This window comes from Lederbergia sp. B243.17, from assembly GCF_057657925.1.
Genome location: NZ_JBWBKF010000024.1, coordinates 1 through 14,166, shown reverse-complemented (window position 1 = coordinate 14,166; position 14,166 = coordinate 1). Strand labels below are relative to the sequence as shown.

The following is a 14,166-nucleotide window of genomic DNA, read 5'->3' as shown; positions in this document are numbered from 1 at the left end:
CATGCTGAGTGCAAATTTGAAACAGAAACTTCTTGATGGAGTGTTTATCCCGGCTCATCCGCTCGCGCTTTCAGAAAATCGCGAGCTTGACGAAGCCGGGCAGCGGGCACTCACAAGGTATTATATCGAGGCTGGGGCAGGCGGCGTAGCCGTCGGCGTGCACACGACCCAATTTGAAATCCGCGACCCGCAGTTCGGACTGTTTGAAAGAGTGCTTGAGCTGGCGATGGAGGAAATTCAAAGGGCTGGCGTATCTGATTCGTTCATCAAGGTGGCGGGCATCAGCGGCAGTACCGAGCAGGCGCTTGAAGAAGCGCGCTTTAGTAAAAAAGTCGGTTATGACCTTGGATTGCTCAGTATGGGAGGATTAGACGATCTCAATGAAGAAGAAGTATTGGAGCGGGCACGGAAAGTTGCGGATGTGATTCCGGTATTCGGCTTTTATCTTCAGCCGGCAGTCGGCGGCCGTGTTTTCTCTTATTCTTTTTGGAAGGAGTTTGCAAGTATACCCAATGTGCATGCGATTAAAATTGCTCCCTTTGACCGGTACGGTACGCTCGATGTTGTAAGAGCTGTCTGTCATTCAGACCGGCATGAAGAAATCGCCCTTTATACGGGGAATGACGACAATATTGTCAATGACCTGCTGACGACGTACAAAATCCATGCAGGCGGGCGCACGGTGGAAAAAAAGATTGCCGGAGGACTGCTCGGCCATTGGTCGGTGTGGACGAAGAAAGCAGTTGAGATTTTTGAGCAGGTAAAACAGGCAAGGGCAGGAGAATCCATCCCTGCGGAGCTTTTGACGCTCGGCCAGGAGATTACAGATGCGAATGCAGCGTTCTTTGATCCTGCTAACGGTTTTAAAGGCTCGATCGCCGGCATCAATGAAGTGCTCGCCAGACAAGGGCTGCTGCAAGGGCGCTGGTGCCTGCTCGACAAAGAAAGACTTAGCCCCGGCCAGCTTGAGGAAATTGACCGGGTATACCGCGAATACCCGCATTTGAATGATGATCAGTTTGTGAAGGAACGATTGGCATCATGGCTGCCGGTCCGGAGCTGAAAGGGGAAGGTCCATTGCGAAAAATTATCGCCAAAAACGGCAAAGTAACTATTTCGGAAGAGGAGAGACCTGAAATCCTGCCATCCTATATTTTGGTGGAGACGATGTACTCGGTCATTTCACCGGGAACAGAGCTTGGGATGATCGGGGCGAGCAAGGAAACGCCGATTGCGCTTGGGTATAGTGCAATGGGAAGGGTCGTGGAATGCGGCAGCGAAATTGAAGATACGGCGGCAGGTGATCTTGTCGCCTGCTACGGAGCTCCCTATACGCATCACGGGGAGTATTTGCTCGTTCCAAAGACTTTGTATGCGAAGGTGCCGCATAATGTGGAGCCTGAAGAAGCGGCACTTGCCGGAATCGGCTCTATTGCCATCCATGCGGTGAGAACGGCCCGACTCCAATTCGGAGAAACAGTCGTTATTGCCGGGCTCGGGCTGCTTGGACAAATGATCGCCAAAATTTGTGACGCGGCAGGTTATCGTGTTATCGCCTTTGATCCGAGTGAAGAACGGGCCGCTATGCTGACAGAACAGAATATCCGCTCCTATTCTTCACAGCACGAAATGGAAACAGCAATCGAAGAAGGAACAGATGGCTACGGCGCAGATGCGGTCCTCCTCTGTGCTGGCGGGAAAAAGTCGCCGCTTACAGACGAGTGTCTCAAATGGATCCGCGACAAAGGGAAAGCGGTCATCGTCGGCGATATCGAGCCTCTGTTTCCACGCAGCCTGATGTTTGCCAAAGAAGCGCAAATCCTTATTTCAAGAGCCGGAGGCCCGGGCCGTTACGATCCGGTTTATGAGCGGCAGGCGATCGACTATCCGTACGGTTTTGTGCGCTGGACGGAAGGGCGGAATATCGCTGAATACATCCGGCTTGTAAGTGAAGGGCGGATTAATGTGAAACCGTTGCTTGGCGACAGTGTGCCTTTTGAAGATGCGCCGGCTCATTATGAAGCTCTCCGGAACAAAGATACCGCAAAGCTTACAGAACTGATCAAATTTTGAGGAGTAAAGGAAGGGAGAGAGTGCAATGTTGAAGGTTGGTGTCATTGGCGTCGGATCGATATCAGAGTTTCATATTAAACCGTATTTGGAGAACGAGCGCGTAAGCTTAGTGGCCCTCTCCGATGCAAATGAAAGCAGGCTGAAGGAGAAAGGCGAACTGTACGGAGTGGGGACGCTTTACAGCGACTATCGTGAATTGCTCGGGAATGAAGACATTGACGCGGTCAGCATTTGCACATGGAACAACAGCCATGCGGAAATTGCAATTGCTGCGCTCGAGGCAGGGAAGCACGTACTCGTCGAAAAGCCGCTGAGTACAACAGTCGAGGAAGCGCTTGCGATAGAGGAAGCCCAGAAAAAGTCGGGCAAGGTGCTCCAGGTCGGATTCGTCCGCAGGCATGGGGACAATGCGAAGCTCCTGAAAACCTTTATTGACAGCGGCGATCTCGGAGAAATCTATTACGCCAAAACATCCTGCACAAGAAGACTCGGCAATCCCGGCGGCTGGTTCAGTGACATTTCTAAGTCCGGCGGGGGCCCGCTGATCGATCTTGGAGTACATATGATCGACATTTGCTGGTATCTGATGGGAAAACCGCGCCCTGTGTCAGTGAGCGGCAATACGTATAAAAAGCTCGGAAACCGAAGCCATATTGAAAATCTCTCATTTTATAAAGCTGCCGACTATGATCCTGATCTGAATGATGTGGAAGACCTGACAAATGCGATGATCCGCTTTGAAAACGGTGCCTCTTTGATCGTTGATGTCAGCTTCACCCTTCATGCGAAGGAAGACGAGCTGTATGTCAAGCTTTACGGTGATAAGGGCGGTGCGGAAATTGAGCCTGAGCTTTCTTTTGTTACGGAGAAGCATAATACAATCTTGAATATGACTCCGCAGATTGATAGCTTAAGCTTTGACTTTGAAAAAGCCTTCAGAAATGAAATCGATCATTTTGTCGGCTGCTGCCTTGATGGCAAGGAAACGATCGCCCCTGTTGAAGACGGGGTACAGGTAATGAGGATGTTGAATGCTGTCTATCAATCTGCCAGAACAGGCAAGGAAGTGCAACTGTAATGGCAACGGTGCTGAAGGCGGATGTGTTGATTGCTGGCGGCGGTTTCGGCGGCTGTGCAGCAGCGATGGCTGCATGTGCAGAAGGATTGACGGTTGTAATGACAGAAGAAACAGACTGGATCGGCGGGCAGGTGACATCCCAGGCTGTTCCTCCCGATGAGCACCAATGGATCGAGCAATTCGGCTGCACGAGCAGGTACAGGGATTATCGGAACAGGGTGAGAGAGACATATGTGAGGACAATGAACATCCGTCACGCCGGAGAACCTTTCAACCCGGGCAACGGCCTTGTCTCGAACATATGCCATGACCCGCGCGTTTCGTTGAGCGTATTGGAGGAAATGCTCTTACCTTATCAACTAACGGGGCAGCTGACGATTCTTTATAAGACAGTCCTGGTATCGGCTGAAAGAGCCGGCAGCCACTTGCGGGTCGTCCAGCTCGCCCATTTGGACACAGGCGAGGAAAGGGCAGTGTCCGCCTCTTATTTTATAGACGCAACGGAGGCGGGGGACCTTCTGCCGCTGGCCGGTCTCGCCTACCGGAAGGGGGCAGAAGCGAAAGCGGAAACCGGAGAACCCCATGCCCTCGAAATGTCGGATTCCGGTGATATTCAGGCGTTTACCCATGTGCTGGCGATGGAGTACCGGCCAGGGGAAGACCATACGATCGAGCGGCCTGATATGTATGGATTTTGGAAAGCGTTTCATCCAGACATCTGGCCTGACCTGTATTTGAGCTTTTATGCTCCGCACCCGATTACGAAAGAAAAGCGGGAATATACGCTTTTCCGGGAAGAGACCGGTTTTCCGCTTTGGGAATACCGGCGGATCTATGACGCTTCCCAGTTTGAAAGTGCTTTTGCTGCAGGAGACGTCAGCTTGATGAATTGGCCGATGAATGATTATTTCATCGGGAATATTTACGATGTACAGCCTGAAGAAAAGGAGCGACATCTATACGGGGCAAGGCAGCTCAGCCTCTCGCTCTTTTATTGGCTGCAGACTGAAGCGCCTCGGCCCGACGGTGGGAAGGGGTATCCGGGACTGAAGCTCAGGCCGGACGTTCTCGGTACGGAAGACGGTCTTGCCAAAGCGCCGTATATCCGTGAATCTAGGAGGATTTTAGCGGAGTATACAATTTGTGAGCAGGACGTATCGCCCGCGTACCAGCCGGGAAAGACCGGTAAAATTTATGAAGACTCTGTCGGCATCGGCTCGTACAGCATCGATCTGCATCCAAGCATGTCTGGCAGGACGTATCTTGATATAGAGGCATTGCCTTTCCACATTCCGCTCGGTGCGCTTTTACCGAAAGAGATGGACAATGTCCTCGCTGGGAATAAAAACATCGGCACGACCCATATTACGAACGGCTGTTACCGGCTTCACCCGGTTGAATGGAATATAGGTGAAGCGTGCGGGGCACTTGCCGCTTTCTGCCTGAAAAACGGACTAGAGCCAAAAGAGGTAAGAGGCAATGCAGAGTATCTGCAAGCATTTCAACAGAAGTTGCGGAAAGACGGATTTGAACTAGAATGGCCAGCTGAATTTTATCAGGATAGGGATGATGTCTCTGCTCCTGCGGCGGCTGTCCAGGAAGGGGGCATACAATGAAGGTAAGCGTTAGCATGTACAGCCTTGCATCTGCGATTGAGAAGGAAAGCTGGTCTATTGCCGATTTTATCAATTATGCAGCAAGTATCGGCCTTGAAGGGGTCGAGCTGCTCGATATGTACTGGAAAGAGGAGGAGCGGGAAATTGCTGAGGTGCTCCCTCTGCTCGAAAAAAAGGGGCTCACTGTTTCCGCCTATGATGTATCCAATAATTTTGTCAAAGAAAATGCGGAAGAACGGAATGAGGAAGCGGAGAAGGTCATAGCGGGCATCCGAACGGCAAAAAAGCTCGGAACGAATATTGTCCGGGTGTTCTGCGGTGACCTCTCGGACGGGCTTACCTATGAGGACGGTCAGGATTGGATCGTCGAAGGATTGAAAGCTTGTGCAGTGGAGGCTGAAAAAGCGAAGGTTTATCTGGCAATTGAAAATCACGGCCTGCTTGCGGGTAAAAGCGAACAGGTTGAAGAAATTATCCGCAATGTCGCAAGCCCCTATGTAAAATCAACGTTTGATACGGGCAATTTTCTGCTTGTTCATGAAGAACCGACGGCAGCCTTTGAACGCTTGAAAGAAGAGATTGTGCACGTGCATTTTAAGGATTTTCGGAAAAAGAACGCACAGGATGAAAAAGATGGCTTCCGATCAACGGAGGGAATGGAACTGATCGGCACCGTTCCTGGTGATGGAATGGTCGACCTTGCTGCGATCGTCGGAGGACTGAAAAAAAACGGATATACAGGCTGGCTTTCCATTGAATATGAGGGGTTTGAAGATGCGAAGGCGGCTAACGAAGAAGCGGTCAGCCGGTTGCGGAAATTAATTTTGCAGGAGGGATGAAGTTTGGCAGACATCATAGTTGCGGATCCGGGACAGATCGATTTTACGGGTACGCTTGCGGAACTTGAGGAAATAAAAGCAATTGAAGAGGCGGCAGATGGAAAAACATCGCTTCTTTCCCTAAAAGACTGGAAAGGATCCAAACTTGAGGGCGCGCGCGTTTACATCCCAGTCCAAAAGGCAGAGGATGGCGGAGAGGTTTATGTCTATTCGGAGCTGGAAAGCTATCCTTTTTTTCAGAAGATCAAAGAGGAGATCGTCAAAGCGGCACAGCCGAAAGGAGTCTTCCGCCTGAGAAGGATCGGTCACTGCGAGGACGTTGATAAACGGGCGGCTAGTGATATGTTGGCGCTGGCGGGATTTTTAGGCGAGCTGCGGAAAGTGAGTGCCAAACGTTCGAAAGCCGGCATGGAACCGCAGCATTTGATTATTACTGCGGTATTTGGCGAAGGTGTATTGGCCCATCTTGAATATACCGTTTCCGGTGAGGAAGAAATTGAGCTGGAATGGAGCGGAGTGCGGAGAATTATTGAATTCAGCAGTACTGAGCTCGGTTTTTCGCCGTTTTTTTATACAGCCGAATCGATCGTTGCGGCCGGCCGGAAAGCGGACAAGGAATGGGTGGACGAGTGGCAGCGGATCTTGGGATGGATCAGAGGAGGTGGAGCAGAATGAAAATCGGAATGATGAGTTTTGCTCATATGCATGCCTACAGCTATGCTGACAGCTTGAAGAAGCTGCAAAATGTCGAGCTTGCCGGGATTTTTGATGATGATGCGGAACGCGGGCAAAAGGCGGCGGAGCAATACGGTACCGTCTATTTTTCCGACATGGACGCATTTTTAGCAACAGAGATGGATGCGGTCATCATTTGCAGCGAGAACAACAAGCACAAGGAGATGGCGGTGAAGGCTGCTGAGGCGAAAAAGCATATCCTTTGCGAAAAACCAATTGCGACGACAATCGAGGATGGAGTGGAAATCATCCGGACTTGTGAGGAAAACGGTGTCATTTTGCAGATCGCTTTTCCGGTCCGCTTCAGCGCACCGATCGCTTCCTTGAAAAAAAGGATTGATGCCGGGGAGTTGGGCGAGATCATCGCTTTCCGCACGACGAACCGCGGCCAAAACCCTGGCGGCTGGTTCATAGAGAAGGATTTGTCAGGAGGCGGGGCCGTACTGGATCATACAGTCCATATGGTTGACATCATGCGCTGGTTCCTCGGGAAGGAAATAACGGAAGTCGAGGCGCATGTCGATTCTTTTTTCCATGATATCGAAGTGGATGATGCCGGCATTCTCACGCTGGAATTTGAAGGGGGCGTCATTGCTGCACATGATGCGAGCTGGTCACGCTTCGCTGAATACCCGGTTTGGGGAGACGCGGCTATCGAGGTGATCGGCACGAAAGGCCGGGCGAAGGCTGATGCGTTCGGTGAGTATTTCCGGATGTTCGAGAGCGGATCAAAATCGCTCTCCCATGTAATGTACGGCGCTGATATGGATTTTGGGCTCATTCGTGATTTCGTCCAATGCATCGAAGAGGGCCGTGAGCCGTCGATTACGGGTTTTGATGGATTGAAGGCACTGGAAGCCGGGCTTGCTGCATACGAGTCTGAAGAAAAGAAAAGGCCGGTCAGTTTGAAAAAGTAAAGGGGGAATCTCAATGGAAATCCGGAGAGTGCAAGGCAGCGAGTTTCAGCAGGCCATCCGCCTGTCGGATAAAACATTTCGGAAAGAAGGACATTCCTCCATGGGAGAAGCGTTCCCGCAAGTTTTCTCTCCGTATTTAAGCCAGTCTTACGGTGCCTTTGACGGATCTCAGCTGGTATCTTTCATCGGCCTTGCGCCATCAAGAGTGAGAATCGGTGAAGCGGTTTTAAACGTTTTTTCGCTCGGATCCGTGGCAACAGATGAAGCATACAGGGGCCAGGGCATTTCGACGGCAATGCTGAAGGAATTGTATCAATACATTGACAAGGCTGAAGCTGCCCTTCTGTTCATCTCGGGTGATCGCGGGCTTTATCGCCGAAACAATTGCCATTATTTCGGAAGTAGAAAAAAATATCTGCTGGAGGCGGCGGACCAGGAGAAGCGGAATGAATTTAACGGCGAGACAAGGGAGGGGACGAAAGAGGACATATTCTCAATCTTGACGTTGAATGAAAAGAACGAAGTACGCTACGAAACGAGTATTTGGGAATGGAATACGCTATTGAAGGCAAGCGGCTATGCGAGTATCTTTAAGCTGAACCAGCGGGTGTTCGTTGCCGAGGCGGGCGGAAAGAATGTCGGCTACGTAGTCGCCGGTATCCCTGATGAAAACAGCACAAAGCAGGAAGCGATCGTGCTGGAGTGGGGCGGAGACAGGAAGGCGGTTTCAGCCATTCTGAATGATTTGCTAGATGAAGAGATTGCAGGAAAGATTGAATTGAAAGTACCATGGGACGATGAGCTGAATGATGAAATCGGAGCCCAGGCTGAAGACATTCGCAATGGAGGGACCGTTTATGTGGTAGACGCCGAACGGCTCATCCAGCAGCTGATGCCGTATTTAATGACGAAGGATGGGCACGTGGAAGAGGAACTTTCGGTTCGGACGGATGGAGAGGAAATCCACCTTACATACAAGGGGAGCGATAAGATGTTGTCGATGGAAAAATTCATCGATGTCCTATTCACAGAGGGCTCTGCGGACGGACCGTTTGCCGAAATCTTCCCGGTACCGCTGCCGAGCACGGAAACATTGCATTATGCTTGATGATTGAAAAGAGCGGTTTAAACCGCTCTTTTTTACGTATTGTTTAACCGGGACTGTGAAATTCGCTAGGACAGACATGCCGTTAGGTTAGTTTTGTGAAATCGATCACTGGGATATCAGCGGGTATAATAACGGCAGCGTGCGAGATGGGAAGCGGAACACTTTTTGCTGCGACGACATATTTGATGTGCTGACTACTAAAATAGCATAAAGGACTTCAGCCTCGATCCAGAGACTCTTTTTCTTTCCTATACATAATAATTAAATCGCTGCTTAATGCCATAGTGTCGTATGCTACGTTCTATTTGGTTTCCTATTTGTTTAGCATGCAGCGTAATCCTATCCGCCCTCTCGCATGCCAAAGTGAATCAAGCCCTTGCCGCCCGAATATACTTATAATAATAGAGGGTGTGACCCTGCACTCTGTTAACGGAGTAACGCCGTTTAATGGCGGAGGTTCAGACTCCGATTGGGCACCATTTTTGGGGTGTGGGCGTATACTGTTGGGGAATGTGGGGTGAGGGAATTTGAGTGAGCCGATTCGGATGAAGAATAATGGGCAGATCAGTATTATGCTGAACGTCGATAAGCGGGAGAAAGTGCGGACTCTTCAGAAGGAAGGGCTACCGGCGTCGCTAGCGGGGGAGCATGCAATCTTAAAGGAAATTGAGGCAGAGCTATCGGCGCTCGTCGGGATGCAAGAGATTAAAAGGACGATGCAGGAAGTGTATGCATGGATTTATATTAATAAAAAGCGGGAGGAAGCCGGGCTAAAGCCGGGCCGGCAAGTACTCCATATGATGTTCAAGGGAAATCCCGGCACAGGCAAGACAACGGTAGCACGGCTGATCGGCAAGCTGTTCCAAAAAATGGAGGTGCTGCCGAAGGGCCACTTGATCGAAGCCGAGCGGGCAGATCTCGTCGGTGAATACATCGGGCATACGGCCCAAAAAACTCGAGACCTCATCAAAAAAGCGACAGGCGGCATTCTTTTCGTCGATGAAGCATACTCATTAGGCCGCGGAGGAGAAAAGGATTTTGGGAAAGAAGCGATTGATACACTTGTAAAACATATGGAAGACAAACAGAACGATTTCATCCTAATCCTTGCCGGATATTCTCGAGAAATGGAAAACTTCCTGAAACTCAATCCAGGTCTTCATTCCCGCTTTCCGCTCGTATTCGATTTCAAGGACTATTCGGCAGACGAATTGATGGAAATTGGCCGCGGAATGCTAGACGAAAAAGAATACGTTCTATCAAACGAGGCTGAGACAAGGCTTAAAGACCATCTGCAGCATATGAAAGCACAACAGTTACCGAGTTTTTCCAATGGGCGGTATGTGCGCAATGTAATTGAAAAAACAATCCGGGCCCAAGCAATGCGGCTGCTAAAGGAACCACATCTTAACCGCACACAGCTGACGTCACTTCTTCCGGAGGATTTGCGTTTTCCTAACCAAAAATAACAAAATTGCGGCGATCATCCGATTGCCGCATTTCACTTACAGAGAATCTTTCTGCTATGATGGGTACATAGTAGATCAGGAAAGAGGCGATGTTGTGGGAGCAGAAATGGAAAAAGCGATACTTGTCGGCTGTCAGCTTCAGCAGGATGCCGACGAGCGTTTTCACTATTCGATGGACGAATTGGAATCGCTGACAGGAACGGCAAACGGAACCGTCGTGTGCAGGCTGACACAGAAATTGGAGAAGCTTCACGGCGGAACCTATATCGGAAAAGGAAAATTAGAAGAGCTCCAGCATCTTGAAGAGGAACTGGAGCCAGATGTGATCATTTTTAACGATGAACTTACACCCGGCCAGCTGAAAAATCTCCAGGATGCCTTAAAAGCGAGGGTACTCGACAGGACCCAGCTCATTCTCGATATTTTTGCCGTGCGGGCCCGTTCAAAAGAAGGAAAGCTACAGGTAGAGCTTGCTCAGCTCCAGTATCTCCTTCCGCGCCTGGCTGGCCAGGGGACAGAGCTCTCCAGGCTTGGGGGTGGAATTGGCACGAGGGGGCCGGGGGAGACGAAGCTCGAGTCTGACCGCCGCCACATCCGCCGCCGAATTGACGAAATTAAGCGCCAGCTCGACACAGTCGTCCGCCACCGGGAAAGATACCGGGAAAGAAGAAAGCGCAACACAGCATTCCAGATTGCGATTGCCGGCTATACGAACGCGGGTAAATCAACTCTTTTTAACCGGCTGTCCACAGCGGAGTCTTATGAAGAGGATAAATTGTTCGCCACACTTGATCCGATGACGAGAAGGCTCATCTTGCCAAGCGGCTATGGCGCGCTTCTTACCGATACGGTCGGGTTCATCCAGGAACTGCCGACCGCACTGATCGCAGCCTTCCGCTCGACACTTGAGGAAGTGAAGGGGGCGGATCTGATATTGCATGTGGTCGACAGCTCGAATCCGGACTATGCCAACCATGAAAAAACGGTGAATGGGCTGCTGAAGGAGCTGGAGATGGACAACATCCCTCAGCTGACTGTATACAACAAGAGGGACAGCGTCCATCCGGAGTTTGTCCAAGGGCCTGGTGAGTCGATCCAAATCAGTGCTTTTGATGAAGAAGACCGGGTGAAGCTAAAAAAGAAAATCGAAGATACGGCAACATCCTTAATGGAATATTATCACGTCCGGGTGCCGGCGGAAGAAGGCCGCCTGCTCTCCGTGCTGAAAAGTGATACAATCATGCGGGAGCTTGTTTTTTTGGAGGAGCAGGAAGCGTATCAATGCAAAGGGTACGTATTGAAAGACCATCCGGTCACAGGCTCGCTCCACTTGTACCAAATTTGAACGGAAGCAGAAGGGGTTTGGAAACGAATGTTATTTAAGGAAGAACAAATGGCGGTCCTTGAGCCGATCATTGAAGAAATTGAAGAAAAAATTGCGCCGGTCCACAGAAAAATTGACCGGATGATCGAAAAGAATCAGCTTCGCGTGCTTGTAAGCTTTCAGAAGCATAAAGTGAGCGACACCCATTTCACACCGTCCACAGGCTATGGCTATGACGATGGCGGCCGCGACACACTTGAAAGCATTTATGCCGAAGTGTTCGGCGGAGAGGCAGGGCTCGTCCGCCCGCAGATCATCTCCGGAACGCATGCAATCACGATTTCACTTTTTGGCGTACTCCGCCCGGGGGATGAGCTGCTCTACATTACGGGAAAACCATATGACACATTAGACGATGTAATCGGCAGCAGCGGAAAAGAAACAGGGTCGCTCCGTAACTTCGGAATCAGCTACGACCACGTGGACCTTACAGCAGAAGGAAAGGTCGATTTTGCCGGAATCGAGAACAAGTTGAAGCCGAACACGAAGATGGTGGGAATCCAGCGGTCGAAAGGATATGCAAGCCGTCCGTCGTTCACCATTTCTGAAATCGAGGAAATGATCCGCTTTGTGAAGGAAATAAATCCAGAAACCGTTGTATTCGTCGACAATTGCTACGGCGAGTTTGTCGAAGACCGGGAGCCTTGCCATGTAGGGGCAGACTTGATCGCCGGCTCGCTGATCAAAAATCCGGGCGGCGGTATCGTCAAAACCGGCGGCTACATCGTCGGCAAGGAAAAATGGGTGGAGCAGTGTGCATACCGGATGACTTCGCCGGGCATCGGTGCTGAGGCGGGTGCCTCTCTATACAGCCTGCTCGAAATGTACCAGGGCTTTTTCCTTGCGCCTCATGTGACTGGCCAGGCATTAAAAGGCGCCGTCTTTACCGCCGCATTCCTTGAGAGGATCGGCATGCAGTCAAACCCTGCATGGGACGCAAACCGAACCGATCTGATCCAGGAAGTCCGCTTCCCGAACGCCGAGATGATGATCGCTTTCTGCCAGGCAATCCAGGCGGCATCACCGGTCGATTCTTATGTGACGCCAGAGCCGTGGGCAATGCCAGGGTATCAGGACCCGGTCATCATGGCGGCAGGCGCATTTATCCAAGGAGCAAGCATCGAACTATCAGCCGACGGACCGATCCGACCGCCCTTTTCGGCTTACGTCCAAGGGGGCCTGACCTATGCCCATGTAAAAATTGCCATCACTTCTGCCGCAATAAGATTACTGGATAAAGGTTTAATTACCATCGATTAAGTTAATATGTAATATGAGGGCAGCTATTTCCAGCTGTCTTTTTTACAATTTTTCTTGTAAAATAGTGAAGTTAAAATATGATTTTTATATGGGAGGACTTTGGAACAATGGGCATGTTTACGAAAGAAAGCATTACGCAATTGGCTGAGGAACAAAATGTAAAGTTTGTCCGGCTGCAATTTACCGACATTCTTGGCACGATTAAGAATGTGGAAATCCCGATCAGCCAGTTAGGCAAAGCCCTCGACAATAAAATGATGTTTGACGGGTCATCGATTGAAGGGTTTGTCCGGATTGAAGAATCGGACATGTACTTGTATCCGGACCTTGACACGTGGGTCATTTTTCCGTGGACTGCTGAAAAAGGCAAAGTGGCACGTCTCATCTGCGACGTCTATGATGCTGACCATAAGCCGTTTGCCGGAGATCCGCGCAGCAACTTGAAAAAAGTATTGAAAGAAATGGAAGGACATGGCTTCACACATTTCAATCTCGGACCTGAGCCGGAATTTTTCCTGTTCAAGCTGGATGTAAATGGTGAGCCGACTTTGGATCTGAATGACAACGGCGGTTATTTTGACCTTGCTCCAACCGATCTTGGTGAAAACTGCCGCCGTGATATCGTCCTTGAACTTGAGGAAATGGGCTTTGAAATCGAAGCCTCCCATCATGAAGAAGCACCAGGACAGCATGAAATCGATTTTAAATATGCCGATGCCGTCACTGCCTGCGACCATATCCAGACGTTTAAACTCGTCGTCAAAACAGTCGCGCGTAAGCATGGCCTCCATGCAACATTCATGCCGAAGCCGCTCTTCGGTGTCGCCGGATCCGGCATGCACTTCAATATGTCCCTATTCAACGGGGGAGAGAATGCATTCTACGACCCGAACGGCAACCTGGAAATGAGCGAAACGGCGTACCAGTTCATGGCCGGCGTCATCAAGCACGCACCAGGATTCACAGCAATCACAAATCCGACTGTGAATTCATACAAGCGGCTCGTACCAGGCTATGAGGCTCCATGCTACATCGCTTGGTCCGCACAAAACCGGAGCCCGCTTGTCAGGATTCCATCATCCCGCGGCCTGAGCACAAGAATCGAGGTGCGCAGCGTCGACCCGACCGCCAACCCATACTTGGCAATGGCCGTCCTTCTGAAAGCCGGACTGAGCGGTATCGAAGACCAATTGACACCTCCGCATCCGGTCGACCGCAACATCTATGCGATGAACAAAGCAGAGCGACTCGAAGAAGGCGTCATCGACTTGCCGTCTAACCTTCACGAAGCACTCGAACTGCTGCAGCAGGATGAAGTCATCAAATCCGGACTCGGCAAGCACATTTTCGAAAACTTCATCGAAGCGAAAGAAATCGAATGGGATATGTTTAGGACCCAAGTACATCCTTGGGAACGGGAACAGTATATGAGACAGTACTAAGCTAGAGGGAGTAAGTGTTTCGGGGTGGGGTGACCAATGGAATTAGTCTATTCATCCGCGCTACCCCAATAGTACCCCATAAAAAATCTTTTAAAATGAGGCTGGGACATAACTAGTCTCTAACCAAGAGAAAGGTGAAATTGAGCGAGTCAATTTCACCTTTCTCTTTTTGTTATTTATAAATTTAGGATCCACTTGCTGTGTTGGCCGTAAACTTACGTAAGTTCACGGCCATTAACGCGAAT

The 14,166-nt window shown here is 50.3% G+C and carries 12 protein-coding genes; all 12 read left to right on the top strand.

What is annotated here, in order from left to right; translation table 11 throughout:
- The first annotated feature begins 1 nt into the window (after nucleotide 1).
- The 12 genes from AC0TWI_RS03120 (at nucleotide 2) to glnA (ending at nucleotide 13,921) form a co-directional block, all read left to right on the top strand.
- Nucleotides 2–1,063, top strand: a complete 1,062-nt coding sequence (locus AC0TWI_RS03120) for a dihydrodipicolinate synthase family protein (RefSeq protein ID WP_488124911.1) — start codon at nucleotides 2–4, stop codon at nucleotides 1,061–1,063.
- 14 nt (nucleotides 1,064–1,077) lie between these two features.
- Nucleotides 1,078–2,073: a zinc-dependent alcohol dehydrogenase gene (locus AC0TWI_RS03115; protein ID WP_488124875.1), complete on the top strand. Its 996-nt coding sequence runs from the start codon at nucleotides 1,078–1,080 to the stop codon at nucleotides 2,071–2,073.
- 25 nt (nucleotides 2,074–2,098) lie between these two features.
- Nucleotides 2,099–3,151 carry a Gfo/Idh/MocA family protein gene (locus AC0TWI_RS03110; RefSeq protein ID WP_488124874.1) on the top strand — a complete coding sequence of 351 codons (1,053 nt, stop codon included), beginning with the start codon at nucleotides 2,099–2,101 and terminating at the stop codon, nucleotides 3,149–3,151.
- A complete protein-coding gene (locus AC0TWI_RS03105; protein ID WP_488124873.1) occupies nucleotides 3,151–4,767 on the top strand; it encodes an FAD-dependent oxidoreductase in 1,617 nt (538 codons plus the stop codon). Before AC0TWI_RS03110 ends, AC0TWI_RS03105 begins: the two co-directional genes overlap by 1 nt.
- Entirely contained in the window at nucleotides 4,764–5,606 is an 843-nt protein-coding gene (locus tag AC0TWI_RS03100) for a sugar phosphate isomerase/epimerase family protein (RefSeq protein WP_488124872.1), read from the top strand. The genes AC0TWI_RS03105 and AC0TWI_RS03100 overlap by 4 nt, the downstream gene beginning before the upstream one ends.
- A gap of 3 nt (nucleotides 5,607–5,609) precedes the next feature.
- On the top strand, nucleotides 5,610–6,281 hold the full coding sequence (locus tag AC0TWI_RS03095; RefSeq protein WP_488124871.1) for a hypothetical protein: 672 nt from the start codon (nucleotides 5,610–5,612) through the stop codon (nucleotides 6,279–6,281).
- Nucleotides 6,278–7,258, top strand: coding sequence for a Gfo/Idh/MocA family protein (locus AC0TWI_RS03090; RefSeq protein WP_488124870.1), 981 nt, complete (start codon nucleotides 6,278–6,280; stop codon nucleotides 7,256–7,258). Before AC0TWI_RS03095 ends, AC0TWI_RS03090 begins: the two co-directional genes overlap by 4 nt.
- 13 nt (nucleotides 7,259–7,271) lie before the next feature.
- Nucleotides 7,272–8,366, top strand: coding sequence for a GNAT family N-acetyltransferase (locus AC0TWI_RS03085; RefSeq protein ID WP_488124869.1), 1,095 nt, complete (start codon nucleotides 7,272–7,274; stop codon nucleotides 8,364–8,366).
- Nucleotides 8,367–8,893: 527 nt separating this feature from the next.
- Nucleotides 8,894–9,835 (top strand): stage V sporulation protein K, encoded by a 942-nt coding sequence (gene spoVK, locus AC0TWI_RS03080; protein ID WP_488124868.1) that lies wholly within the window; start codon nucleotides 8,894–8,896, stop codon nucleotides 9,833–9,835.
- Nucleotides 9,836–9,941: 106 nt separating this feature from the next.
- A complete protein-coding gene (gene hflX, locus AC0TWI_RS03075; RefSeq protein WP_488124910.1) occupies nucleotides 9,942–11,180 on the top strand; it encodes a GTPase HflX in 1,239 nt (412 codons plus the stop codon).
- A gap of 27 nt (nucleotides 11,181–11,207) precedes the next feature.
- Complete coding sequence (locus AC0TWI_RS03070; RefSeq protein ID WP_488124867.1) at nucleotides 11,208–12,479, top strand: methionine gamma-lyase family protein; 1,272 nt, start codon at nucleotides 11,208–11,210, stop codon at nucleotides 12,477–12,479.
- Nucleotides 12,480–12,586: 107 nt separating this feature from the next.
- Nucleotides 12,587–13,921 (top strand): type I glutamate--ammonia ligase, encoded by a 1,335-nt coding sequence (gene glnA / locus AC0TWI_RS03065; protein WP_488124866.1) that lies wholly within the window; start codon nucleotides 12,587–12,589, stop codon nucleotides 13,919–13,921.
- Nucleotides 13,922–14,166: the final 245 nt, after the last annotated feature.